General features: G+C 46.4%; 27 protein-coding genes and 1 pseudogene. 16 read left to right on the forward strand and 12 right to left on the reverse strand.

Annotated elements, in window-relative coordinates; translation table 11 throughout:
• The first annotated feature begins 41 nt into the window (after positions 1-41).
• The 6 genes from P401_RS0104455 (at position 42) to P401_RS0104480 (ending at position 2,344) form a co-directional block, all read left to right on the forward strand.
• A complete protein-coding gene (locus tag P401_RS0104455) occupies positions 42-332 on the forward strand; it encodes a hypothetical protein (protein ID WP_029341403.1) in 291 nt (96 codons plus the stop codon).
• 25 nt (positions 333-357) lie between these two features.
• Positions 358-831, forward strand: a complete 474-nt coding sequence (locus P401_RS0104460; RefSeq protein WP_029341404.1) for a GNAT family N-acetyltransferase — start codon at positions 358-360, stop codon at positions 829-831.
• Positions 828-1,235 (forward strand): cytidine deaminase, encoded by a 408-nt coding sequence (locus tag P401_RS0104465; RefSeq protein ID WP_029341405.1) that lies wholly within the window; start codon positions 828-830, stop codon positions 1,233-1,235. The genes P401_RS0104460 and P401_RS0104465 overlap by 4 nt, the downstream gene beginning before the upstream one ends.
• Before the next feature lie 41 nt (positions 1,236-1,276).
• Positions 1,277-1,501 carry a hypothetical protein gene (locus tag P401_RS18250; protein WP_081834695.1) on the forward strand — a complete coding sequence of 75 codons (225 nt, stop codon included), beginning with the start codon at positions 1,277-1,279 and terminating at the stop codon, positions 1,499-1,501.
• 74 nt (positions 1,502-1,575) lie between these two features.
• A complete protein-coding gene (locus P401_RS0104475; RefSeq protein WP_029341406.1) occupies positions 1,576-1,794 on the forward strand; it encodes a hypothetical protein in 219 nt (72 codons plus the stop codon).
• A gap of 73 nt (positions 1,795-1,867) precedes the next feature.
• Positions 1,868-2,344, forward strand: coding sequence for a glutathione peroxidase (locus tag P401_RS0104480; RefSeq protein WP_029341407.1), 477 nt, complete (start codon positions 1,868-1,870; stop codon positions 2,342-2,344).
• Between the two features lie 79 nt (positions 2,345-2,423).
• Here the strand turns inward: P401_RS0104480 and P401_RS0104485 are convergent, their stop codons facing one another.
• On the reverse strand, positions 2,424-2,885 hold the full coding sequence (locus P401_RS0104485; protein WP_029341408.1) for a hypothetical protein: 462 nt from the start codon (positions 2,883-2,885) through the stop codon (positions 2,424-2,426).
• Between the two features lie 3 nt (positions 2,886-2,888).
• Entirely contained in the window at positions 2,889-3,800 is a 912-nt protein-coding gene (locus P401_RS0104490; RefSeq protein ID WP_029341409.1) for an EamA family transporter, read from the reverse strand.
• A gap of 156 nt (positions 3,801-3,956) precedes the next feature.
• Here P401_RS0104490 and P401_RS0104495 point away from each other — a divergent pair, with 156 nt between their 5' ends.
• The 8 genes from P401_RS0104495 (at position 3,957) to P401_RS0104530 (ending at position 12,360) form a co-directional block, all read left to right on the forward strand.
• Positions 3,957-4,910 carry an SMI1/KNR4 family protein gene (locus P401_RS0104495; protein WP_236627068.1) on the forward strand — a complete coding sequence of 318 codons (954 nt, stop codon included), beginning with the start codon at positions 3,957-3,959 and terminating at the stop codon, positions 4,908-4,910.
• Positions 4,911-5,329: 419 nt separating this feature from the next.
• Entirely contained in the window at positions 5,330-6,883 is a 1,554-nt protein-coding gene (gene lysS / locus P401_RS0104500) for a lysine--tRNA ligase (protein WP_051656243.1), read from the forward strand.
• A gap of 120 nt (positions 6,884-7,003) precedes the next feature.
• Complete coding sequence (murQ, locus tag P401_RS0104505; RefSeq protein WP_029341412.1) at positions 7,004-7,888, forward strand: N-acetylmuramic acid 6-phosphate etherase; 885 nt, start codon at positions 7,004-7,006, stop codon at positions 7,886-7,888.
• A 12-nt stretch (positions 7,889-7,900) separates the two neighbouring features.
• Positions 7,901-9,274, forward strand: a complete 1,374-nt coding sequence (locus P401_RS0104510) for a PTS transporter subunit EIIC (protein WP_029341413.1) — start codon at positions 7,901-7,903, stop codon at positions 9,272-9,274.
• An 82-nt stretch (positions 9,275-9,356) separates the two neighbouring features.
• Complete coding sequence (locus P401_RS0104515; protein WP_029341414.1) at positions 9,357-10,403, forward strand: DUF871 domain-containing protein; 1,047 nt, start codon at positions 9,357-9,359, stop codon at positions 10,401-10,403.
• A complete protein-coding gene (locus P401_RS0104520) occupies positions 10,400-10,927 on the forward strand; it encodes a hypothetical protein (RefSeq protein ID WP_029341415.1) in 528 nt (175 codons plus the stop codon). The genes P401_RS0104515 and P401_RS0104520 overlap by 4 nt, the downstream gene beginning before the upstream one ends.
• Before the next feature lie 123 nt (positions 10,928-11,050).
• The gene (locus tag P401_RS0104525) at positions 11,051-11,764 is read left to right on the forward strand and encodes an N-acetylmuramoyl-L-alanine amidase (RefSeq protein WP_029341416.1); all 714 of its coding nucleotides are present in this window, start codon (positions 11,051-11,053) and stop codon (positions 11,762-11,764) included.
• Positions 11,765-11,805: 41 nt separating this feature from the next.
• Entirely contained in the window at positions 11,806-12,360 is a 555-nt protein-coding gene (locus tag P401_RS0104530; protein ID WP_029341417.1) for a DUF1349 domain-containing protein, read from the forward strand.
• 1,018 nt (positions 12,361-13,378) lie between these two features.
• Here P401_RS0104530 and P401_RS0104540 read toward each other — a convergent pair.
• The 3 genes from P401_RS0104540 to P401_RS0104550 all read right to left on the reverse strand — a co-directional run bounded on the left by P401_RS0104540 (position 13,379) and on the right by P401_RS0104550 (position 16,169).
• Positions 13,379-14,017: a type 1 glutamine amidotransferase family protein gene (locus P401_RS0104540; RefSeq protein ID WP_029341419.1), complete on the reverse strand. Its 639-nt coding sequence runs from the start codon at positions 14,015-14,017 to the stop codon at positions 13,379-13,381.
• A gap of 75 nt (positions 14,018-14,092) precedes the next feature.
• The gene (locus P401_RS0104545; protein WP_029341420.1) at positions 14,093-15,037 is read right to left on the reverse strand and encodes a helix-turn-helix transcriptional regulator; all 945 of its coding nucleotides are present in this window, start codon (positions 15,035-15,037) and stop codon (positions 14,093-14,095) included.
• A gap of 25 nt (positions 15,038-15,062) precedes the next feature.
• The gene (locus P401_RS0104550) at positions 15,063-16,169 is read right to left on the reverse strand and encodes a citrate synthase/methylcitrate synthase (protein WP_029341421.1); all 1,107 of its coding nucleotides are present in this window, start codon (positions 16,167-16,169) and stop codon (positions 15,063-15,065) included.
• Between the two features lie 179 nt (positions 16,170-16,348).
• Here P401_RS0104550 and P401_RS0104555 point away from each other — a divergent pair, with 179 nt between their 5' ends.
• Positions 16,349-16,615 carry a hypothetical protein gene (locus P401_RS0104555; RefSeq protein WP_029341422.1) on the forward strand — a complete coding sequence of 89 codons (267 nt, stop codon included), beginning with the start codon at positions 16,349-16,351 and terminating at the stop codon, positions 16,613-16,615.
• 53 nt (positions 16,616-16,668) lie between these two features.
• Here P401_RS0104555 and P401_RS0104560 read toward each other — a convergent pair whose 3' ends face one another.
• The 6 genes and pseudogenes from P401_RS0104560 to P401_RS0104585 form a co-directional block, all read right to left on the reverse strand.
• Entirely contained in the window at positions 16,669-17,448 is a 780-nt protein-coding gene (locus tag P401_RS0104560) for an HAD-IIB family hydrolase (RefSeq protein ID WP_029341423.1), read from the reverse strand.
• Between the two features lie 124 nt (positions 17,449-17,572).
• Complete coding sequence (locus tag P401_RS0104565) at positions 17,573-18,268, reverse strand: hypothetical protein (RefSeq protein ID WP_029341424.1); 696 nt, start codon at positions 18,266-18,268, stop codon at positions 17,573-17,575.
• Positions 18,269-18,295: 27 nt separating this feature from the next.
• Positions 18,296-19,048, reverse strand: a complete 753-nt coding sequence (locus P401_RS0104570; protein WP_029341425.1) for an iron ABC transporter ATP-binding protein — start codon at positions 19,046-19,048, stop codon at positions 18,296-18,298.
• Positions 19,045-20,072: pseudogene (locus P401_RS0104575) on the reverse strand (iron chelate uptake ABC transporter family permease subunit). Before P401_RS0104575 ends, P401_RS0104570 begins: the two are co-directional and overlap by 4 nt.
• Before the next feature lie 33 nt (positions 20,073-20,105).
• Positions 20,106-21,101 (reverse strand): ABC transporter permease, encoded by a 996-nt coding sequence (locus tag P401_RS0104580; protein WP_152548172.1) that lies wholly within the window; start codon positions 21,099-21,101, stop codon positions 20,106-20,108.
• 20 nt (positions 21,102-21,121) lie between these two features.
• Positions 21,122-22,114, reverse strand: coding sequence for a siderophore ABC transporter substrate-binding protein (locus P401_RS0104585; protein ID WP_029341428.1), 993 nt, complete (start codon positions 22,112-22,114; stop codon positions 21,122-21,124).
• Between the two features lie 394 nt (positions 22,115-22,508).
• On the opposite strand from P401_RS0104585, the gene P401_RS0104590 reads away from it, so the two are divergent.
• On the forward strand, positions 22,509-23,465 hold the full coding sequence (locus P401_RS0104590) for a sensor domain-containing diguanylate cyclase (protein WP_029341429.1): 957 nt from the start codon (positions 22,509-22,511) through the stop codon (positions 23,463-23,465).
• A 54-nt stretch (positions 23,466-23,519) separates the two neighbouring features.
• Here the strand turns inward: P401_RS0104590 and P401_RS0104595 are convergent, their stop codons facing one another.
• Positions 23,520-24,077: a hypothetical protein gene (locus tag P401_RS0104595; protein WP_029341430.1), complete on the reverse strand. Its 558-nt coding sequence runs from the start codon at positions 24,075-24,077 to the stop codon at positions 23,520-23,522.
• Positions 24,078-24,259 lie beyond the last annotated feature (182 nt).

The following is a 24,259-nucleotide window of genomic DNA, read 5'->3' on the forward strand; positions in this document are numbered from 1 at the left end:
TCCAAATATAGTAAAAAGGAGAGGTGAGAGGAGACGATTCGATGTGGATCATACTGGGTTTAATAGCGATTGGTTTTACTGCACTGAATATCATCTTTTATTTGATCGGTAAGGAGTATCGTTTTCTGATGGTGCTCGGACTAAGTTTTACGGCACTGACGCTGTGCGCGGAATACCGACTTGTCGCAGAATTCGTGGCGCGGGAGGACTGGGCAGCGTTACAAGACGTCGTACCGGGCATGGAGCGGGCACTGTGGGTATTGACGTTCATCTCGATCGGATTAAATGTATTGCCGCTACTGTTAGACTACCGAAAAAATCGATCGCGTTGACGAACCGAAGAGGAGCTGAATCCTGATGAGCTATACATTTTCACCGCTGACGCAACGACAGGCGGAACAGATTGCCTACGAGTGGCAATATGACGGGGCGTTTGCATTTTATGATATGCCGAATGACGAAGAAGATTTAGCAGAATTTCTCGATCCAGCAAAGCGGACGGAACATTATTTTGCTGTGTTGGATCGGGAAGAATTGATTGGTTATTATGTATTCGAACCAAGCGCAGACGTTGTTGACGTCGGTCTCGGCATGCGACCGGACTTAACGGGACGAGGAAATGGTACGGCATTTTTAGAAGCCGGTCTTGCGTTCGTTAGGGACCAGTATACACCTAAACACATTGAATTAGCTGTCGCGACATTCAACGAGCGGGCGATTCGCTTGTATACGAAAAGTGGCTTCCTTCCAGTCGAACGGTTCCAACAGACGACGAACGGTGGAAGCTATGAATTTTTGAAAATGCGTTTATCGATAGGAGTGATATCATGACAATCGAACAACGATTATTCGAGGCAGCGACGAATTTGATCAATAGCAGATATCCGAATGGATGGGGTGGGGCAGCAGCGATGGCGACCGATGACGGTCAAATCTTGACGAGCGTGGCGCCAGAAGTATTGAACGCTTCGACCGAGTTATGCATAGAAACCGGAGCGATTCTTGAGGCACACAAACTCAATTGCCGCATCACGCATACGATGTGTGTCGTTCGGGATGACGAACAAGCATCTTTTAAAATTTTGACGCCGTGTGGAGTCTGTCAGGAACGATTGAATTATTTTGGACCGGACGTCCTAGCGGCAGTGACGAACTCTGAACAAACCATTCTGTTTAAATCACTCCAAGAGCTTCAACCCTATCATTGGTCACACGCTTATTCGACTGAAACGTAAATGATAAGAGGAAACGTATGTAATGAGAAGGAGATGATGTCATGGCACGCTGTACGAATTGTCAGTATAAGTTCAACACAAAAGAAGTACTCGCTGTCAGTGTTGCGATACATGGGAAAGGCAAGACGTGCCCGAACTGTGGCGTGAAACAATACATGTCCCGAAAGTCACAATTTTATCTCTCACTCGGGAATATCAGTCTCTTGTTCGTCCTGTTCTTGCCGTTTCTGATCCGGTTGAGCGACCGGGAAGAATCCATGAGGTAAGATGTCGTTTACCTTCAATTTCATGAAACTTTTTCCTGATTCCACCAGTAGATAAGGAAGAAGGAGATGATCAGATGGTACGTTGTACGAATTGCCAATACAAGTTCAAAACGAAAGAAGTGCTTGCTGTCGGATTTGCGAAACATGGTAAAGCGTGTCCGAACTGCGGCGTAAAGCAATACATTTCAAAAGACTCGCAACATTACTTATCGCTCGGATACGTCAGTCTCTTGTTCGTCTTGATCCTACCGTTCGTCATCAAACTGAGCGACAAAGAAGAGACGATCTGGTAAAGCATTACGCGCATGCCTGAAAACGACAGGGTGCGCGTTTTGTCTTATACTCGGGGCAAAGGAGCTGGGAAACATGCAAACCGTATACGATGCAACCGTACAAAACGCAGCAGGCGAGACTGTTTCATTAGGTGACTATGCGGGGCGTGTCCTCGTGATCGTCAACACGGCAAGCAAATGTGGGCTCGTCAAACAACTTGGCGAACTACAGGCATTGTACAATAAATATGACGAGCAAGGAGTCACGGTGCTTGGCTTTCCGTGCGATCAATTCAATCAGCAGGAGTTCGCGAGTCAGGAAGAGACGATGCAGTTCTGTCAGCTGAACTATGGCGTGACGTTTCCGATGTTTCAGAAAATCGACGTCAATGGACCAAATGAACATCCGCTTTATACATTCCTAAAACGCGAACGCTCCGGTCTGCTGTCGTCAAAGATTAAATGGAACTATACGAAGTTTTTAATCGATCGCCAAGGACGTGTCGTACAGCGGTTCAGTCCGGTCGATTCCGTCCAGTTGGTTGAAAAAACCTTATCTTTGTATCTATAATCCAAGTAACCGTCCGGCGCGAGTCGTTGGGCGGGACGAACGAATACCCTACCTTTGGCGAGGTAGGGCTTTTTTTATGTCATTCAACGATGAACGAATCAAAGGAATGCTTGACAATCGCATCGCTGCGCTTATGCCCGAGATCGGTCAGAACCGGTGGACGGGGGGACAAGACATGAAAATCCTGCTCGAACGCCCGAAGCCAGTAATGAACCCAGTCTTTTGTAGGATCGAGATTCATCATTTCACGTGCGAACGTCAGCAGCTTTGAATCGGTCAGCGTCAGAAGTGGAATCGGGTTGATCTCGACATCTTCTTTTAGTTCATAGAGGTCCGGTGAACGAAGCAGAATCGCATCCGCCTCGAAGGTCAATCGGAAGTAATTACAGCTGTAGTCGCCGACGATGACCATCGTCTCCTCCGTATGCCCGCGAAAATGAAAGATCAATCGGTTACCATTTGCGACATCCATCAAGAACTGATCGAGTCCGATATGATAATCTTCGCGAAATTGTAGTTTCTCAAGCGTGATGTCTTGCATGATTTAGCCTCCAGTCCGAGTTTGTCGTTGTTCTGTCAAAACAGTTTGGCGCGCTGCTAGGCGAGACGAACCGATCAATAAGGCGATTCCGAGTAATAATAACGAGATTCCGAACCAAGCCGTACCACTTAATTCTTCACCGAGGACGAACACACCAAGCAAGGCGGCAGTCAGCGGCTCACCGAGCGAGAGCGTGACGGCAGTCGACGATGGTACGTTCGATAGTCCTTTCGCGAATAACCAGTAAGCGATTCCGGTCGCAACGACGCCGAGATGGAGGATGATTCCGGCACCACGTGACGTGAACAACCAGGAGAGATCGAATAAGAAGAGCAGAGGTGACAACAGTAAGGCGCTCGTCGTGAAAATGACGGCAACGACTGACAGCGGTGCGTGTGTCTTGACGAGGTTTCGACTGACGAACGTATACCCGGCAAACGATAGTCCGGCACCGAGTGCAAGGACGATTCCGATTGGATCAATCGCAACCGTTCCTTGATTGTTCAATAGCAACAGACAGCCGGTGATCGATAGTCCGGTCGATGCCCACCATAGCAGCGCTGGACGTTTCTTTAGGAACAGCCACTCGATACACCCGGAAAAGATTGGTGCGCTACCGATTGCGACGACGGTACCGACGGCGACACCGGTCATCAATACAGCGGAGAAGAACAGCGGTTGGTAAGCCGCCATGCTGACGGCAGCGAGTAAAATCGTCCGCAACGGCCAGTCGCGTAACGTGAGTGTTCCTTTGAAGAGAACGAGACAGAGTAAGAATAGTCCGCCGACGGCAAGGCGTACGGCACCAATTGCGATCGGATGTGCATCTTCTGGCGCAAAGGCTTGCGAAGTCCCCGTCGTGCCCCAAAAGATTGCAGCAAGTAATATGAGCAACATCGATGATGATTTAGACATGGGTCACCTCTTCGAGTGCAATTTTTTAAAATGATATTAGAACGAGAATACCACAGAACGAGTAGGAAGGAATACACCAAATAATTGAAAAAATGGTATGGTATATAGGGTGAAGTCGTATCATTCACGAATACGAAAATGATAAGGATGGGACCCATGAAAGAAATGAACCAAATCGAAGCGGTACTTGACGTCTTATCACAAAAAAACAATCACGGGTCGACCTTCATTCAGCGGCGATACGATACAGGAGTCGCTCAATTCAATTTAAATGATCCGGTGACGGAACAGGCGATTCAGTCATTTGAAAAACAGTTCAAACTAACGTTACCAAGTGAATATAAGACATTCCTTCGTTTACATGATGGAGCGGAGTTGTTCATGATTCAAGGTCTCGGTATCGAACTCTATCCACTTGATAAAGTCATTGAAATGACAATCCAAGCTAAAGAGGACGACCTGATCCATGAAGACTATGATCACTTCTTGATGATTGGCGAAATAAACGAAGGATATGTCTTGATTCAGACGGAAGATGCGAAAACAGATGAGACACCGTATATGCACTGGATGTTTCATGAGTTATCGACAGAGGAGACTGACCCGATTGGACAGAACTTCGGCACGTTCCTCGAGTATGCGATCATTGCGCAAGGGGATATGTTCTGGGAGTTCAAGGACTTCTCGATTGCAACAAATGATTATTATGTAGAGAATCACAATTCTGAAGAGGAAGTGAACAAACCACGACCCATTCGCTTCGTCGACTCGGTTCGCGTTGAAATCGAGTATCCGATGGCGAAGAAAAATGCTTGTTTCTCAGTTAAGATTTTCGAGGGAAAACAAGAACAAGAACGCCTTGGCTCAAGCTACGACTCAGATTCGCGCTTTGAGAAAGTTGTGCAATCGGTACGGGAATATCTAATGGCAGAGCGATTCCAGTATGCGTCGATCATGGTCTTTCAAACGGAACACCGATTTTGGCAGAATGAGGACGAGACGGGTGATCCCTTGATCCGCAACCATAATCCGCAACGTCAAGGACTACGATTCGATGGATATCGTGCCTTTGTCGAGGAGCCGCCACGCCCACTTCCAGGATGGGAATGATACAATAAGTGTTCGAATTCGATGATCGGTACTGTCGAAACTCGAATTGATTGTATAAACAAATCTTTCAAAAAAGAATTGACAACGAACTGGATGAATCTGTATGCTAATCAAAATTACATAATCAAGGCGATGACGAGAAGAGTAGGAAGAAATTGACGGTGCCAAGCGAGTCCGAGATGGTGAGAGCGGATGACCGGGTTTCTCTCTGAAAAAAGCCTCCGAGCTTCGTACGGATTCCGATATGGATGATGCTACGATGGGTTCTCCCATTATCGAGAGCATGTATGATTGTACATGTGAAGGTTCGTCTGGTGACAGGCGGACGAACAAAGGTGGTACCACGGGAAGCTGATTCTCGTCCTTTAGGCAACTAACGGGCGAAAATCAGCTTTTTGTCTACTACTGGAGGAATCATAATGCATTGGGCAGAACACACTGCAAGAACCATTATCGAACGTCAGCCAGATAAAGAGACATACGTCTGTGCTGCCGGGATCAGTCCATCGGGTCCCGTTCATATCGGCAATTTTCGGGAAGTCGTCACGACGTACTTCGTCGCGCGTGCACTGCAAGACCTCGGCAAAGAGGTCCGCTTCCTGTTTTCGTGGGACGATTACGATCGCTTCCGGAAAGTGCCTGCGGATGTCGATCAAGCATTTACTCGATATATCGGGATGCCTTATAGTGCCGTTCCGGCACCGGATCGATCCGACATGAGTTACGCGACGTACTTTGAACAGCAATTCGAAACCATGCTGGCAGCATTCGAGATCACACCAGGCTACCGTTATCAACACGAAGCCTATACGTCTGGCATTTATGCTGAACAAATCATCCACGCGTTTCGCCATCGTCACGCGATTTATGACATCTTGATCGACCATAAGACAGCGGCAGGATCCGATGCTGAGCGAGCAGCGTTTTACCCGGCGACCGTCTATTGTGCTGCTTGTGGAACCGACGCGACTACCATCGATTCGTTCGATGAAGCTGAAGCCACGTACCATTACAGCTGTCGATGTGGTCATATGGCAACGGTCGATATGCGGACGGAACACCGGATGAAATTGAATTGGAAAGTCGACTGGGCGATGCGCTGGGCGCATGAAGGCGTCGATTTCGAGCCGGGTGGAAAAGATCATTCAGCAGCAAACGGAAGTTACACGGTTTCGTCCCGGATTGCGCAAGAAATTTTCCAACAGCCGACACCGCTCTATCTCCCGTATGAATTCATTCGTCTAAAAGGGGAGTCGAAAAAAATGTCGAGTTCAAGCGGTGGTGTCTTGACTCCGCAAGATCTACTCGCCGTCTATCCACCGAGCATTCTTCTGTTCTTATTTGCGAAACATCGTCCGAATCACGCGTTTCATATCGGGCTAGATGAAGATGTGTTACGCAATTACAGTGAGTTCGAGCGATTTGTCGCACACTCATCGCGTCAATCCGAAGACATTCAGCAAAGTCTGCGTTGGAGTCATCGTGGAACTGCTCATCTCGTTTCGTTTACGCAGTTGACGATGATTGGTCCGATGGTTGGTTTTGACACTGATTTGATTGAAAATGTGTTTTGCGCGAGCGTTCCGCCTGAACAGATTGCACGTGCCCGTACTTTCGTTACGCAGTGGTGTCCGGAACGTGAACTTCAAATCAGTACTGTTCCGAATCGTGAACTACATGCGCAACTGACGGAAACGGAACAGGACTGGATCCGACAATTCGTCGCTGCTCTCCGAACGGATGAAGACGTCCTTGCTGCCTTCTACCGTTTGACACGGCAAGCTGAAAAAAAGGAAACACTTCGCCTGCAGAAACACTATGCGACGCTACTCTATCAACTGACGATCAATCAATCCTACGGACCACGCATCCCGTTACTCGTCGCGACGATTGGACGGGAGCGAATGTCTGCGTTACTGGACTTTGTGAATGAGGAAATTACAACAAGCAGGAAATCAAGGGACCAAGCCTGAAAAAGAAGGACAAAACCTTATTTTTATATATCGAAATTTTATTTCAAATTTAAATAAATAATATTGAATTAAAATTTCTTAATTGTATAATAAAGGGAGGGAAGAGAAAGGGTGAAGCAGATGTTAGATCAATTAGCAACGGAACGTCGGAATGAACAGACGATGCAACTCGATGAGATGACAGTCGAAGATGTCTTACGGGTGATGAACGCTGAGGATCAAACGGTCGCGACGGTCATTCGGGAACAAATTCCCGTCATCGCGGAAGTCGTCAAATACGTCATTGCGTCATTCAAAAACGGAGGACGCTTGATTTACATCGGTGCCGGTACGAGCGGGCGGCTCGGGATTCTCGATGCGGCAGAATGTGTGCCGACGTTCGGAGTTTCACCAGACATGGTCGTCGGATTGATTGCTGGTGGCGAACGCGCGTTAATCAAAGCGGTCGAGGGAGCAGAGGATAGTCGGACGCTTGCCGTCGATGATTTGAGAGCGCTCCAGTTAGAAGCACGTGATACGGTCATCGGGATCGCTGCAAGCGGTCGGACACCGTATGTCATTGGCGGGCTTGATTATGCGAAGGAAGTCGGAGCGGTGACAGCTGCGATTTCTTGTAATACGGATGCGGTCATCAGTGGGCACGCGCGCTATGCGATTGAAGTCGAAACGGGTCCGGAAGTCTTGACGGGGTCAACTCGATTAAAGGCTGGAACGGCGCAAAAGCTCGTCTTGAACATGATTTCGACGGCGGCGATGATCGGTGTCGGTAAGGTCTATCAAAATCTGATGGTCGACGTTCAGTCGACGAACGAAAAACTGGAGATCCGGGCGAAGCGGATGATCCGTGAGGCGACAGGAGTTGATGCCATAACGGCGGAGCGTGTCTTCGGGGAGGCACACGGGCACGTCAAGACGGCGATCGTCATGATTCTCGCAAATGTTCCGCATGCGGAAGCCATCGAACGATTACAGCAAGCAAACGGATTCGTCCGTGACGCACTCTAAGGGGGAAACACGATGAAGAAGGAAGAAGTGCTGGCACACGCGATACTCGAGCACGTCGGTGGAAAAGATAATCTCCGGCAGCTCGCGCACTGCATGACGCGGGTTCGCTTATCGTTAAAAGATCCAACGCAAGCAAATATCGACGCCTTAAAGCGGATTGATGGGGTCATGGGGGTCATCGATGACGAGACGTTACAGATTGTCGTTGGACCGGGAACAGTCAATCGGGTAGCCGATCACTTAAGTCGTGAAACAGGACTCGCGATCGGGGAAGAGTCCGTGGATCCGAATTTAACACCAGAAGAACGAGCAGCTGTCGAGCGGCAAAAAGTGAAAGCAAAACAACAATCACCGTTCAAGCGTTTCTTACGCCGGATCGGGAATATCTTCATCCCGCTCATTCCGGGTCTTGTTGCTTCCGGTATCATCAACGGGGGGGCGAACTTCGCGAAGAATGCGGGTGTCGACGAAACGCAGACATGGATGCAGATTTTACTACTGATCGGTGGGACGGTCTTTTTATATCTTGCGATCCTTGTCGGGTGGAATACGGCGAAGGAATTCGGTGGGACGCCGGTGCTCGGAGCAATCGCTGGTGGGATTTTATTCAACCCGGTACTTGCGGACATCACGATTTATGGTGAACCGCTTGTTGCGGGCAGGGGTGGCTTGTTTGGAGTCATCTTCGCGGCTTGGTTGATGACATATCTTGAGAAGCATATCCGTCGCTTCATGCTAGCATCGATTGATATCATCTTTACGCCACTGTTGACGGTGTTGATCGTCGGATTCGCCTCACTCTATGCGATCATGCCAATTGCCGGACTGTTGTCTGACGGAATCATGAAAGCAATCAATGCCGTGCTTGAGGTCGGTGGACCACTTGCCGGGGCAGTACTGGCCGGCTTCTTCTTACCACTCGTTATGGTCGGTCTCCATCATGGACTGACACCGATCCATCTCGAGTTCTTGAATACGATTGGCAACACGCCACTCTTACCGATTCTTGCAATGGCAGGAGCGGGTCAAGTCGGGGCGGCAATGGCGATTTTCGTCAAGACTCGCAATCCGCGCCTGCGTAACATCATTAAAGGTGCGATTCCGGTCGGATTCCTCGGAATCGGTGAACCGTTATTATACGGTGTTACGTTGCCGCTCGGTCGCCCGTTCGTAACGGCATGTCTCGGCGCAGCAGTCGGTGGTGCCTTCCAAGCAACGATGAAGACGACGGCGCTTGGAGTCGGCGTATCCGGTTTATCATTGACACCGTTGATCGACAACGGGATGTACTTGACGTACATCGGTGGTCTCGTCATTTCGTACGCGGCAGGATTCCTGTTCACGTATTGGTTCGGTTTCAAAGAAGAGATGGCAGACGGTATTTAAGGTATTGAAAAGCAGTTGAATCCTTCGAAAAAGAAGGAATCAGCTGCTTTTTCCCTAAGTAGAGAAAGGAAGGAGTGAGTGGATGAAAGGATTATCAATCTATTTAAGTGAACCGATTACAGACGAGACGAGCGAGTGGCTACAGCGGATGCATGCTGTTGGCTTTACGTCGCTCTTTACATCACTACATATTCCCGAGGACGATTCCTCACTGTACGTCGAACGCTTGCAAGCACTCGGTCGCATAGCACGTGAGCTTGGATTCGAACTCGTAGCGGACATCGCACCGGCGTCACTCGCGACGCTCGGCAAGACATGGGAGACGGCAGCGACGTTAACGGACTGGGGTGTAACCGGACTCCGTCTTGATTACGGCATCAGTCCGCAGCAAATCGCGACGTTATCCAATCAGATGATGGTCGCACTGAACGCCAGTACGTTAACAGCAGATGAATTGACGGAGATGAAGGCACACGGGCTGCGAATCGATCGAACGGAAGCGTGGCATAATTTTTATCCGCGACCGGAAACGGGACTCGACCGGACATGGTTCGACGAAAAGAATGCCTGGTTGCAGGCGCAAGGATTACGAGTTCAAGCGTTCATACCGGGTGACGGGACACTTCGTGGACCGTTGTTTGAGACGTTACCGACACTTGAAGAACACCGGCATGCGGCACCGTTCGCCAGTTACATCGATTTAAAAGCGACCGTTGATCGAATTCTTGTTGGGGATCCACGATTGACGGAGGCGACGATTCGGCAATTCGAAGCAGAGCAAGACGGCATCATCATCCTCCGAGCCGTGGCGAACGGACGACAGGTACAACGAGATACGGAAACGAATCGGTTTGATCCTGCGCGGGATGTCATTCGGTCCGTCGAGTCGCGAATGAAGCCATCGTCGATTGATTTGACCCCGCAAGATCCGTCTGCCCGTCCGCTTGGAACGATCACGATCGATAATGAAAAATACGGACGATACGCGGGCGAGGTTCAAATCACGAAACGTAATTTGTCGGCAGATGAGCGAGTCAACGTCCTCGGACGCGTGATCGAGGCAGATCAACCATTGATCGCACGGCTTGGTCCAGGAAGTAAGTTTCGCATCGAATGGGTGACGCCATGAAGCAACTCGTTGCGGAACGACTCGCCTATCTGTACCGAGGGGAGCTGTTCACGGTCGTCACGATTTTACCGCTGAGTTGGTTTGGTAATCGTGTCTTTCCACGACTGCAGTTATTTGAACTCAGTGCATTTTGGATGTCACTGTTTTTGTTTGAGCTGTTGTTGATTCAAGGAGCTTGGTATTGGTACAGCAAGTCAAGGCGTCTGAAGAAGGAAGGAACGTCAGTCACCCCGGTACCCGTCGTCCGACGATTACGTCACTGTCGTGTCATCAATCTGGCTTTGATCGTCCTGACAGCGTGTGCGTTCGGAATCGATTGGATGCGTTTCCGATCTGAGCTTCCGGTCTCCGGAACACAACTTGCCTTGTTATTATATGTATTCGCGATTCTTGAATATATCAATTATTTCCATATCCAACTTATGTACGATAACCGGTCAGATGTGCAATACTTAATACAGAATAGACGTTTGAAACGATCAGCATTGAATAAGGATATGCAACGACTTCGTAAAGTAGTCTAAGGGTTCATAGAAAATAGGAGGGATTGTATGCTCGATATGCTCATTCGTGGCTATCGAAAGTTACGAAAGTTAAGAGGACGGTAAAAAGTTTTGCAAAATGGATGGTATGGAGTGTGATGAAAAGTGAAACGGATTGGTTTACTCATCATGTTAAGTCTATTGATTGGAAGTGCGACGCCGCTCAATGGACAGGCGAAATCGACGTCAAAGAAGGAAACGATTTGTATTGATCCGGGTCATCAAAAAAAGCAAAACTTAGCAAAAGAACCGGTCGCTCCACGCTCGAAGGTCATGAAAGTGAAAGTGAGCGCGGGGACGAGCGGAGTAAAGACGAAAATTCCGGAGTATAAACTGAATTTACAAGTCGGGTTGAAACTAAAAGCTGCATTAGTGAAAAAGGGATACCAGGTACATATGACGCGTACGACACATGACGTCAACATCAGCAATGCAGAGCGTGCAAAATATTGTAATGCGAAGAAAGCTGTCTTAACCGTTCGGATTCATGCAGATGGAAGCACGGATCGAAAGGTAGAAGGAATTTCCGTCTTATATCCAGATGATCAAGTGACAAAGGCGATCAATAAGACGAGTAAAAAACAAGCAACCATCATGTTGAAGCACTTGATTGAATCGACGAAGGCGAAAAAGAGTTACGGAACTGGACTTGTTCCACGAAAAGATTTGACGGGTTTCAATTGGTCGAAGACACCTGTTGTGTTGATTGAAATGGGCTTCATGTCAAATCCAACAGAAGATCAAAAATTAGCATCTGACAGTTATCAAAAAAAGCTAGTGAACGGAATGGTAAAAGGGATCGATGCGTCGCTAAAATAAAGGTTCAATAGATCATCAATGATTAAAAAGGGGAGAATTCGATGAAGAATACAAGTTGGTTAAATCCACCGACACGTATCGAACAGGAAACACCATTACGCTTCATGACGGATCCGGATACGGATTTTTGGCGCAATACTCATTATCAGTTCAACCGTCTGACGAGGCATGCACTGTTGCAGGATGCTCCGGAAGGGGAGTTCAAGTGCCGGATTGAAGTAAAGTTAAATCCGAATGCGACATATGATCAGGCGGGGATTTTGCTTTATGTGAACGACGATCACTGGGTGAAGGTGTCGGCTGAGTTCATTCCGGATGGTCCATCGCATCTGGGTGCCGTCGTGACGAGCTTCGGGTACTCGGACTGGTCGTGTCGGGATGTCGACAATACGCTGTTTGATGCACCGCTTGTCTTTGAACTCCACTATCTCAATCAAGATGTCACGTTGTATCACGTAACAGGAGAGCACAAAGAGCAACTCCGGATCGCACACTTACATGACGTGACCGATTTGAAGATTGGACCGTATGCGTGTAGTCCGGATGTAGAAGCGGCAGGGTGTGAAGTGGGAATTATAGATTTTAAAATTTACTAAATTCAGAGGAGTAGTGTGTTGTTAATTATTATTTCAGTAATAGTATCTATTTGCATTCTTCATTCACTCTCATGGCTTATTTCAGTAATTGGTATTAAGACGGGATTAAAAATTTCAAACACAATATCTAACAGCAGATTTAATCAAAATAAAGGATTAAAGAAGGGGAAGTCCAAAAAATTTCTTACAATAAAAAAAGGTGGAGTTTTAAGCTACCTAATTTTAATAATTTTTCTATCACTATTGTTTTTAGTAGTATTTCTTTTTATCCAATCAATTATAACTAATAATTTATATTTTCAACTCTGTGGATTAATTTTTTTAGCATTAGAATTATTTTTAGTTCTTTTTTTAGATAACGTTTTAATTATCCAGAACAAGATGGATAATCCGATAAATGACAATAATTCTATCCGCAAAAATTATCTTAATCAACGTTTACTTTTTTTATAGAACATACAATGTTTTCTTTTTTTATTGTTGTATCTAGTCTTATACTATCTGTCATATTCACTCTGAGTATAACTATAAATTTTTTTCCGGATTTTAATTTAGGTGTATTGATTGGATTTGTTATTCTATTAAGTTTGTATTCAAACAGGTTCGTTTTAGAAAACTACATTTACAATAATATAATTAACCCACTTGAAAGTACTAATGAGAATGATATATATACTACCCAGAAAAAAATGATTAGTTACTTAATCATATTTGTTCTTGGAACGACTGCTTGGTATGAGGATTTAAAGAATTCAGTAGTGAGTATTAATAATTCACAAGATTTTAGTATTAATTCGTTATTAATTACGACTTTTCTTTTATTCTATTTATCTTCCGATCGGATTTTTAAATTAATAAACGATGATTACGTAAAGTTTAAAAAGTATTTTAACAGTTAGTTAAAAGCTGTGAGACAAAAAAAGACTTGATGAATGTTCGTAAATTTTCATCAAGCCTTTTTTTGTTTATAAAGATAAACTATATTAATAATGGAATATTCTTAATTAGGAGTGGGAGTTCAATAATTAATAGACGTTGCAACCATGAGGTCAAAAAAATATTTCGCTTCATTCGTCTTATGAAGACCATACCATGCTTCTAACGTTTCAGGTGTGAATACATCGAGTGCACGAATCGTCTCATAAGCAAACTCTAATGCTGCCATTCCTGACGCTGTGATTAACGAATCATCACGGACAACTGGAGTATGTTGATAAAAAGATTCTCCGGAATAATTCGAGCAAACGGATTGTAAGTAAGACAAATCGTTACTTGTATGGAGTCGCAGATTTAAGAATCCACTCTTTGCTAACCCTTCAGTCGCACCGCAAATCGCAGCGATGATTGTTCCATTACTCAGCGCGTTTCCTACTTTATTCAGTAGAGGGTCATGAAGAGACTCTTGCCATGTCTGTCCACCGGGAAGAATTAATGCATCCTTTGAAGTCATCTCTAATTGTGAAACGGCGATATCCGGTAAAATACGTAATCCGCCCATAGTCGTGATGGGGTGTAGCGTTGGTCCTACTGTAACGACATTGAATGGAGGAGCATCTGTTTTGAAATATCTTCGTGAATGTAACTCTGGCATCACGTAACCGTATTCCCAATCTGAAATTGAATCGAATACATATAAATAGACAGTGTGAGTCAAGATAACCGCTTCCTTTACTATATGAGATACATTTAGTATAGAAAAGTTATCCTGACAACTACTGTCAGTGAAAATAAATCATTGATGCGAAGCGATCAATTCGTGTAATCGATCAATGATTTTACTTTTGATTTCAACAGGAGAAACGACTTGTATCGATGTTCCATAAGCAATAAGGAGACTCGGGACTTGTTCGTCTAAAACGCTCGTCTCAATCATAAAAACAGCACGGTTTTGATTTTGTTCGATTAAACAGTGCTTAAAGTACCAGTGTTGGCAAATTGAATCAATAGTAGAGGTGTCACCGGAGAGGATTAGTTCACCTTGAGTTTCTCTTGGATTTGGTAGTAAATCGGTCATAAAAGAAGACTGAACATCGAAATCATCTGGAATATCGAATTGATTCAACAACAATTTAAAGCTGTTTATACGATTGATTTTAAAATGGCGGATTTCTTCTCTTAACTGACAGAATGCAGTGACGTACCAAGCGTGTTTCCAATAAGTTAATCTAAAAGGATTGATGTCACGTGATTGAACATCTTCATTGTTCGCGCGACAGTATTGAATATGTATTGTTGTTCGACTGCGAATGGCTTGATCGATTTCTCGTAACAGGATTTCGGCTCTCGACGACATTTCGGGTTGATAGGGAATTACATCCAAGAGCGGAGCACTTGTCGATGGTTTTAAAGCGTGCTGTTTTATTTTTTTAATCGCGCGATTTAAAGCTGTATTACCATAGTAACCGGCTTCTTCTGCAAAAAGAGCAGCGTGATATAAAGACTGCTGCTCTTCAGCATCGAAGAATAAAGGTGCTTCTATAAATTGAGGTAATAAGCTGTATCCGCCATGATGACCTGCTTCGGCAACAATCGGAACTCCACTTGCGGAAAGCGTATCAATATATCGATAGACGGTCCGGATGTTCATCTCAAGTTGTTCGGAGATGTATTGAGCCGTTACTTTTTTTCCGGATTGTAGCATCCAAAGAATTGCTAATAGGTGATCACTTTTCGCCAAAAGAGGTCCTCCAATCAATGATTCATCAAAACTTAGCTGCTTGTTCCGGCATCTGTCCTGTGTATGACGATTGAGGTCTGAAGATCCGGTTGTCTTGCGATTGTTCGAGGATGTGTGCCGTCCAGCCGATGATACGGCTAGAGGTGAACGTCGGTGTGAACAGTTCTTTCGGAATGTCGAGTCCTTTTAAGACGGCTGCCGCGAAGAATTCAACATTCGTATACAGTTTTCTACCCGGTTTGTATTCCTCGAGTAAATCGATCGCTGTTTGCTCCATTTGTGTAATCAGGTTGAACCAATCGCTCTCTTGTGCGAGATTCTTTGAGACGACTTTTAAGGCTTCTGAACGCGGATCGCGTGTTTTGTAGACGCGGTGACCAAAGCCCATCAGTTTTTCGCCTTTCTCTAACTTGTTCCGGATCCACGGTTCGATGTTGTCGATTGTTCCGATCTCATCAATCATCTCAATGACTTCTGACGGAGCACCACCATGAAGCGGTCCTTTCATGGATCCGATCGCGGCACAGACGCCAGAAATCATTTCCGATTCCGTCGAGACGACGACACGAGAAGCGAACGTTGAAGCATTCATGCCGTGTTCAATCGTTAGGATCAGATACGCCGTCAGTGCTTTGATCTCGACTTCACTCGGCAATTGTCCTTTGATCATATAGATGTAATTCGCGACGTGATCGAGTTCCGGATTCGGTTCGATGAAGTCAGCACCTTGATTTTTTTGATATTTATAGGCAATGATTGTTGGTAAGAGTGCTGTTACGTGCATCGCTTGATCAATTGTCGGTGGCCAAGCGAAAGCGGGTGTACCAAGTGCCGAGATTGCTGTTCGCATCGTACTCATGACATCCATCTCGTTCGGCAATGTATCGAGAATCGTTTTAACGTAAGAAGGAAGTTCGCGATAACTCGTCATCTGTTCTTTGAATGTCAAAAGTTCCGATTCAGTCGGGAATTCACCATTCCAGATGAAATACGCCACTTCTTCGAATGAATAGGATAATGCGAGTTCCTTTGCCCAGTGTCCGCGATAGATAAGGTGACCTAACGTTCCATCGACTAAACCGATTTGTGTTTCAGCGGCAATGACGCCTTCGAGTCCTTTTTTGTATTCCATCTTCAACACTCCTTTTCTAATATCTACTGTCAGTATGACTTACAACGATACCAAATCACCAGTTATTTGAATGCGTTTCCAAAATTATTCTGAGCTGTTCTATAATCAAAGAAGAAATTATAATGGTTTAATAGAAAATTGTATCTACTATGACGTACATAGTTGAAGAAGGAGTACATATGAATAAAGCAATGATCATTCGCTTATTGGGATTTTTCTTTGTATTAAATGTTTTTTTAATGATCGATATTTTCTTTTCAGTGAGCCGAACGATTCTTGAGCCGCTTGCATTAGTCGTTGCTTCATTGACCATGCTCATTCCCGTAAAACGATTTAAGCCACTAGAAGAACAAACTCTGTCGGTTTTCAAATCGAGTCTCGTTGTCGTATTAGGGATGCTCCTGATGGGCGGATTATTCTTACCCATCGTATTCCTCTTTGGATGAGTAACTATTGATAGAGATTTAACTATTGATCCGAAAATTTCACCAGGCGTTATTTAGGAATACGACGTGGAATAGACGTATTTTTGGCTTAGATGCCTGATTTGTTCGACTATGTGAGATTCTAAAGGACTGGTGGAGTCAATGGTGTGATCTGCGTAAAAACGGAGTGATTTATGGCTTCCGATCATGACCGCATACTGTGCTCCTTTGAATAGCTCGATATCATTCGCGTCATTCCCAAAAGCAATGTACCCCTCGCTCTCGATCCCAAGTGATTGTAAAGCAGTCCGTTTATTGATGGTGGTCGGACTAATGTCCAATACTTGTTCCGATCCATGATAATGAACAACGACATCCATTCGAAGTAGCTCGTTTTCTAAGGATTTCAGATTGTTGGCACTCAAAATGAGGATTTTTATGATTCGATCATGGTGAGCTAGCGGAACATTTTGTGCCGTCTTAGCCGGATCTAGATTGTTCAGGATAGGATGGTCTTGCGGTCCATTATATGTATAATCCCAATCACTATCGATTAAATATGTGGCTTTGTGCTTGTCGAGTAATTCTGTGATAAAAGAAAGCTCACGATCGTCGAACGATTTGGACTGAACGATTGTTTGTTCCGATGCGACCAACGATCCGTTTCCGCCGATTAAGATATGATCATGGAATGAAGGATGAATGACAGGTAGCATGTCACGGATAGGACGTGCTGAAGCAAAAATCACACGGTGCCCGTCGTTCTCGACTGCATGAAGCGCTTGTACGATGTCTTGAGACATCGGTTCTCCTTTAAAACAGATTGTGCCGTCGAGATCAAATACAAAATTCATAAGCAACCCTCCGAAAGTCAGTTGATGCACTTATCATAACAAATATTTACAGATAACATACCAATTCTTTATTTTGAGAAAACAAAAAGACTCCAGTCAATGCTGAAGTCTAATCATTGGTACCTTATGCTAAAAACGTATCTCGCTGGTCCTGACGTTTATCAATCATGATCTGTGCTGCCGGAATGTTAGCGGTCTGCAACACGTCAATCGTGTCTCGGAGAAATTCATCACTACCAACGATGTAGAACAACCCTTCCTTGTCCGCTGTCATCGCTTTGACAGCATCGTAGTAAGCGGAGCGACTCTCGACAAAAGCGGGGCTAAACTGCTCGTGCGAAGGAAGCTGAGTTTTGAATAGTTCAGTGCGCGCCGAGTCGACATTTAACGAGTGCATGTGCGGAATGCCATTTCTATCAGCCTGATGTTGCAGGATGATCGGACGAAACGTTGCCAGACCGACGCCTGCTGACAGTAAGTACACCGAACGATGTTCCCGGCGTAGTGGAATGTTCGAATGCGTCTTAAACAAAGCAATCTTCTCACCTAGTTTCAGCTGCCGAAGTGTCTCCTTAAAGACGGAACATTCCGGTTTGATCCGTGTCGTGATGCCGATCGTTCCTTCATGTGGGAGCGTCGAGATCGACATATGCCGAATCAGACTGCGGTTCGGCTTTTCGCCTGCATTAAACCCTTCTAGCGCCATATGCGTATGGGCGCCTTCCTCCCAAACGAAACCATCTGGGCGTTTCAAATGAAACGTATAGGTGTGTTCGCCTTCTTGCGTTACCTGTACTAGTGGTAGCCAATCGATCTGCATCGTTCATTCCTCATTTCTATATAAGTATCAATACACAGCAATCGGACCGTATGGACCTTCGATGATCTCAAGTCGTGTCTCGAAGATCTCGGATAACAGCGCTTCATCCATGACTTCGGCGACCGTTCCGAAAGCGGCAATTTGTCCGTCCTTCATCGCACAGATGTGATCGGCATATTTCGCAGCAAAATTGATATCGTGCAAGACAGTGATGATCGTCCGTCCGAACGTATCGGCGACGTGTCGTAGATAACCCATCATTTGGACTGAGCGGGCGATATCAAGGTTATTGAGGGGTTCGTCGAGTAGAATATATTCCGTTTCCTGACAGAGTACCATCGCGACATACGCCCGTTGCCGCTGACCACCCGATAATTCATCGAGATAGCGGTTCTCAAGCGACGTCAACTCGAGAAAATCGATGTATTTCGAGATGATTGTCTCATCGTCAGCCGTCAAGCGACCTTGTGAGTAGGGGAAACGTCCGAAGCCGACGAGCTGCCGGACCGTCAGCCGGGTCACGAAATGATTTTCCTGTCGTAAGATGGTGATGATCTTCGCTAAGTCTTTCGATTTGCTACTTGTCACATCCATGCCAGCGACTTCAATCTGCCCAGCATCGAGATCAAGCAACCGGCCGATCATCATCAACGTTGTCGACTTGCCGGCACCGTTTGGACCAATCAATGCCGTGAATCCGCCTTTTGGAATCGATAGATCAATTGGACCGATCCGGACGTCGTCCGTATACGATTTTTTTACTTGTTCGAGTGATATCATAGGGACCTCTTTCTAAGCAACACGATAAGGAAAATCAGACCGCCGAACAGTTCGATGATGACGGAAACGACGCTTGGCGTGTTGAAAATGTGATACATGAAGAAATAAGCACTTGTTAAAACGAAGAAACCAATTGCGAATGCCATCGGGAAAACGTATTTGTGATCGTACGTCGCAGCGACCTGATAACTGAGAGTCGCGACTAAGAAACCGAAGAACGTCAATGGTCCGATCAATGCCGTCGACATTGACATCAGGAGTGAAATCAGGATCAAGAAGTAGATGACACTGCCGCGATGATTGACACCGAACGATGTCGCGACGTCTTTTCCAAGCGCGACGACGTTGAGTCGTCTAGCAGAGAAGTAGAGCAACAGACCGACGATAAGGACGACCGGAATGACGATCGGGAAGTAGGACGCGTCGGCATTCGTGACCGAACCGAATAATCGTGCTTGTAAGATATCGAACTCGGACGGCGCGAGCATCTTTCGCATGAATGACGACAGCGAGTTGAGACCAGTGCCGAGAATGATTCCGATGAGCAACATCAGCTGCAGGTTCGCGTATTTTCCGGATAAGAGCCATCCGTATAATAAGAGGCTCATCGCGAGCATGATCGCGACTTGTGTCAAAAAGGCGCTCGTGCCGGTAAAGCCGACGAGTGCTCCCGCACCGAAGAAGAAAATCATCGATGTCTGGATCGTCGAATAGAGAGCGTCAAAACCAAGCAAGGATGGTGTGATGATCCGGTTGCTCGTGACCGAATGAAAGGCGACGGTCGCAAGACTTTGGCAAATTGCTGCAATCGCCATCGTGATGACAGCGGTGATTCGGCGTTCGACAACCGGCCAAAAGGACGGAGAATCAAACGGAACCGGATTATTGTAGAGCAAGAGACCGATTGTACTGAGCACTCCGCCGCTGAGGAACAGGATGAGGAGAATCCAGTAGCGGCGCTCGAGTCGTTTCGACTGAAATGCAGACGCACGGCGATTGGTTTCACGTGTAACGTCCGGTTGATATTGTGTTTGTTCGTGTTGTCTAATCGCGGTACTCATCTGACACCTCCAGTCTTCCGTCGACGTAACAGAATGATGATGAAGACAGCTGCCCCGACCGTTCCGAGAATCAACGAGACCGGCAGTTCAAACGGACGGATGATCGTGCGCGAAATCAAATCACTGATTAGAATAGTTGCCATCCCGATCAGACAGACCCACGGTAGATTACTACGGAGATCGTCACCGCGAAACATCGAGACGATGTTTGGAACAATCAAGCCAAGGAACGGTAGGTTGCCAATGACGGTCGCGACGACACCGACCGATAAAGCGATCAATCCGGTCGCGATCAGCATCAGCCGATTGTAATTGACGCTGAGACTCGTCGCAATGTCTTCGCCGAGTCCGACGAGCGTCAAGCGACTCGCGAGAAAGAAGATACAGACTGTGACACCGATGATGATCCAGAGATATTCGTAGCGACCGATCTGGACGGACGCGAACGAGCCGACGAACCAGCCTTCGATCGCTTGGCTGGCACGGAAAAACAACCCGAGGAACGTCGATATCGCGGAGATGACGGCTCCGAGCATTAGACCGATGATCGGAACGATCAACGATGAACGTAACCGGACCGAACGGAGGAACCAGAAGAAGACCATCGTTCCGATGAACGCAAACACGATGGCACCGCTCATCCGCATCATTAACGACGGTGCGGGAACGAGCAAGTAAACGGCTAACAGTCCGAGTCCCGCCCATTCGATTGTTCCGGTCGTCGTCGGTTCGACGAGCCGGTTTTGCGTGATCAATTGCATGACGAGACCTGCCATCGCCATCGCAGCACCCGTCAGCATCAAGGCAAGTGTCCGTGGAACACGCGTGATCCAGAACATATCGAAATCGTTCGCTGCACTACGCAGTTCGTAGACGCCCGTGAAAAGGGACGCCGTTGCAAGCGCTAAAACCAGACATAAGGTGAAGACGAACGGTTTCGTCCAAACGACAGAAAAGGAAGGTCGAGCGGGTGGCTCGACTCTTCCATTCATTTGTTGCTGTGCGTGTGCCATTACTTCGCAAGTGCTTTCGCGATATCGTTGAAGAATTCCGAGTACGTCTGGATCGATTCATTCAAGTACGTATCTTTTGGTGCGTAGACGATATTGTCGTCTTTGATTGCTTTCGTTTTTTGCAGGGCAGGCGCGCGGTCGATGACGTCTTGCGCCGGCACGGCACCTTCAGCGTTTCCGAGTGGTGCGTCGCGGTCAAGGACGAGTAACCAGTCCGGGTTACTTTGAGCAATCGCTTCGACCGAGACTTCGTCCCCTTGGTCGTTGCCCGATTTTTGTTTGACTTCGAGTGCTGGTTTCCAGTCGAACAGATCATACATCGGTCCGAAGACACGTCCACTCATCGGAGCCGAGAAACCGATATCACCGCCTGAGACGATGACCGACATGACGCTGTCCTGACCGTTATACGATTTTTTAACGTCTTTGATCGATTGCTCGAGTGTCGTGACGAGTTGGTCGGCTTCTTGTTTCTTATCGAAGATTTGTCCGAGTGTTTCTGTCGTATCTTCAAGTCCTTTGACGAGTAATTCCCCTGGTGTACCTGAGTCTTCCGGTAATGTGATATCAAGGTCGATGACAGCGGCGTTCGGAACGAGTTTTTTGATGTCTTCATAATGATCAGCGAATCGTTGTCCGACGATGACGACGTCCGGATTGACACCAGCGATCGCTTCGAGGTTCGGTTCGAAGTGCATGCCGACATCGACGATATCCTTGTCTTTTGCGTATGGTGACTCAGCCGGGAGTAGTCCGACTGGTGCTGCTGCGAGTTCGACGTCCCATGCGGCAAGCGTCTCGAACGTCCGGTTGTCGAGTGCTACGACTTTTTTCGGATCAACCGGGACGTTGACCGTTCCGTGTGCGTCCTTGATTTTGACCGTCTTCGGTGCTTCCGCGTCCTTCTTCGTGTCTGCTTCTCCTGCGTTCCCGCATGCCGCCAGTAAGACAGCAAGCGAACTCACGACGAGTGGTGTTTTCCATTTCCCCATGATGATTCAGCTCCTCTTATTTGATTTGATAACGCATAAATCACGGATTGATTAACAGATGGATTATGTATATCTACGTGTTTACGTGATTAATCTGTTCTCAATAAGTGATAATGATTATCATTGTCATGTTCACCGAGAATCATAGCAAACGAATTTGGAAGATGCAACGCTAATTTCCAGTCAATTGACTGTCCAAATTTTTTACTTCTATAAACTATACGAAAATAAAAAATGATAATCTTTCTCAATTAGGACTCGAAATAGGACCATCGAACGCTTTTTACAAAAACAGGTTTAAGCGACAGTGAAAAGAGAAAGTGGTAATAAATGTAACCTTTTTGTTTTTCAAATCAGAGACGCTGCAGAGGATGACTTCGAAATGAGGTGCTGTATGAATCAACCATTTGAAGACTTAAAGATGTATCAAAATTTTGATGAGCTTGCAGATGATGTCCTCGATTTTGCGAAAGAGATTTTACCGGAACAGATGTTATATTTATCGGCAATTGAAGCAGGGCAACAACGGATGTTGAAGATCGCGAACGATAAAGCGGATATCCCAATGGTGGAAGGCATGCAGATTGAATTGAACCAATCGTTATGCAAGCTGATTGATTTCGAGACGAGACAGCCGGTCGTCCTCGAAAATATTCCGAACGCGGAACAACTCGGCGACTGGCGAAAGGGTTTGGAGGAGGCTTATGTCCGGTCCTACTTGGGTATTCCAATCGTCTTGACGAGCGGGGAGACGTTCGGGACATTATGTGCGATCAATAATCGAGTCAGCTTGTATGAACAGAAAAATGTTCAGCTATTGCAACGAATCGTCCGGCTTTTCTTGTACTACTTGGAGCTCGAACGTCATGCTTGGAAGGATGCGTTGACAGGACTGCATAATCGGAGGTACTTAACGAAGCATTTCGAGGAGCATCCCGGGCAGACAGGAGCCGTCTTCTTCCTTGATCTCGATGGCTTTAAGCAAGTCAACGATGTCTATGGACACGAAACAGGAGACGTCGTCCTGCAAGAAGTCGCACAACGCTTGCGACAGTTCGTCCGCGAACAAGATGATGCGATGGCTGTACGACTAGGTGGCGATGAGTTCATCTTACATTTCGGCCATTCGGATTCAAGGGAAGGGTGGGAACGACTCGCAAAGCGGATCGTCACTGCGTTAAGTGAGTGGGAAACGGACTATCGCGTGTCGACGAGTATCGGAATCGTGATGTATGACACTGCGTTTCGTCCAGAGTTGCAAGCCTTGTTACAACAGGCGGATGTTGCGCTATATGCCGCTAAGTCGTCTGGGAAGAATACGTATCAGTTCTACGAGATGACGAAGAAATGAACGAATATCAAAAGACCTGACGCTTCTGAATCCTTTCAGACACGATCAGGTCTTTTAGTTGCCATGAAGGCGATAGACGATCCGAATGATGTCTTTTTTCGGAAGATCAGGGTACTTGAGACATAACTGTTCGACGCAGGACACAGGATCCTCAACTTCTAACAAACGGATGGCGTCTTGGACGATTGGCTCTTGTTTTGCGTTGTCTTCAGAAGACGAGGTAGTCGAATCGCTCGATTGATGAATCAAGTAAAACAATAGCGTATGTACAAATACCAGCACGACTTTTGTCGCAAGCGAGATCATGATGGACGCAACGTAGAGGTCCATCCAGAGCAAGACGCTTAAACTGACGGAACCGTTTACGACAGCAAACAGTACGTGCGAGAGGCGGCGCTTAAACAGTCCACCGAGCGCACGCATCATCCCGTCGAAGACGACGCTGACGACTAGGTTAGCGAAATAGAAACATAACAGAAACATCAGACAACCAACGAACGAGTCGTAGGACACATCGCCAACGTATAAGATCAGTCCATCGATCATCAGTAAAGGGAGCACCAAGAGAAGACCAAGAAATACAAGCGAGACGGAGGTAACCAGTCGTGACATACCATCATCCTTTCCATGCGAATCGTGTTATTAGACAAGAGACGAAGCCTATAGATTAGGATACCGCTTAACACAGTTGATTACAATTATTGACAATAGAGAGACGTGCTCAGAATGTTGGTCAGTTAAGCGTGGAAATCCTGTCAAAAAGCGTCTTTATGTCCAGTTAACATCTGGATTAT

This window comes from Exiguobacterium acetylicum DSM 20416, from assembly GCF_000702605.1.
Taxonomy (GTDB): Bacteria; Bacillota; Bacilli; order Exiguobacteriales; family Exiguobacteriaceae; genus Exiguobacterium_A; species Exiguobacterium_A acetylicum.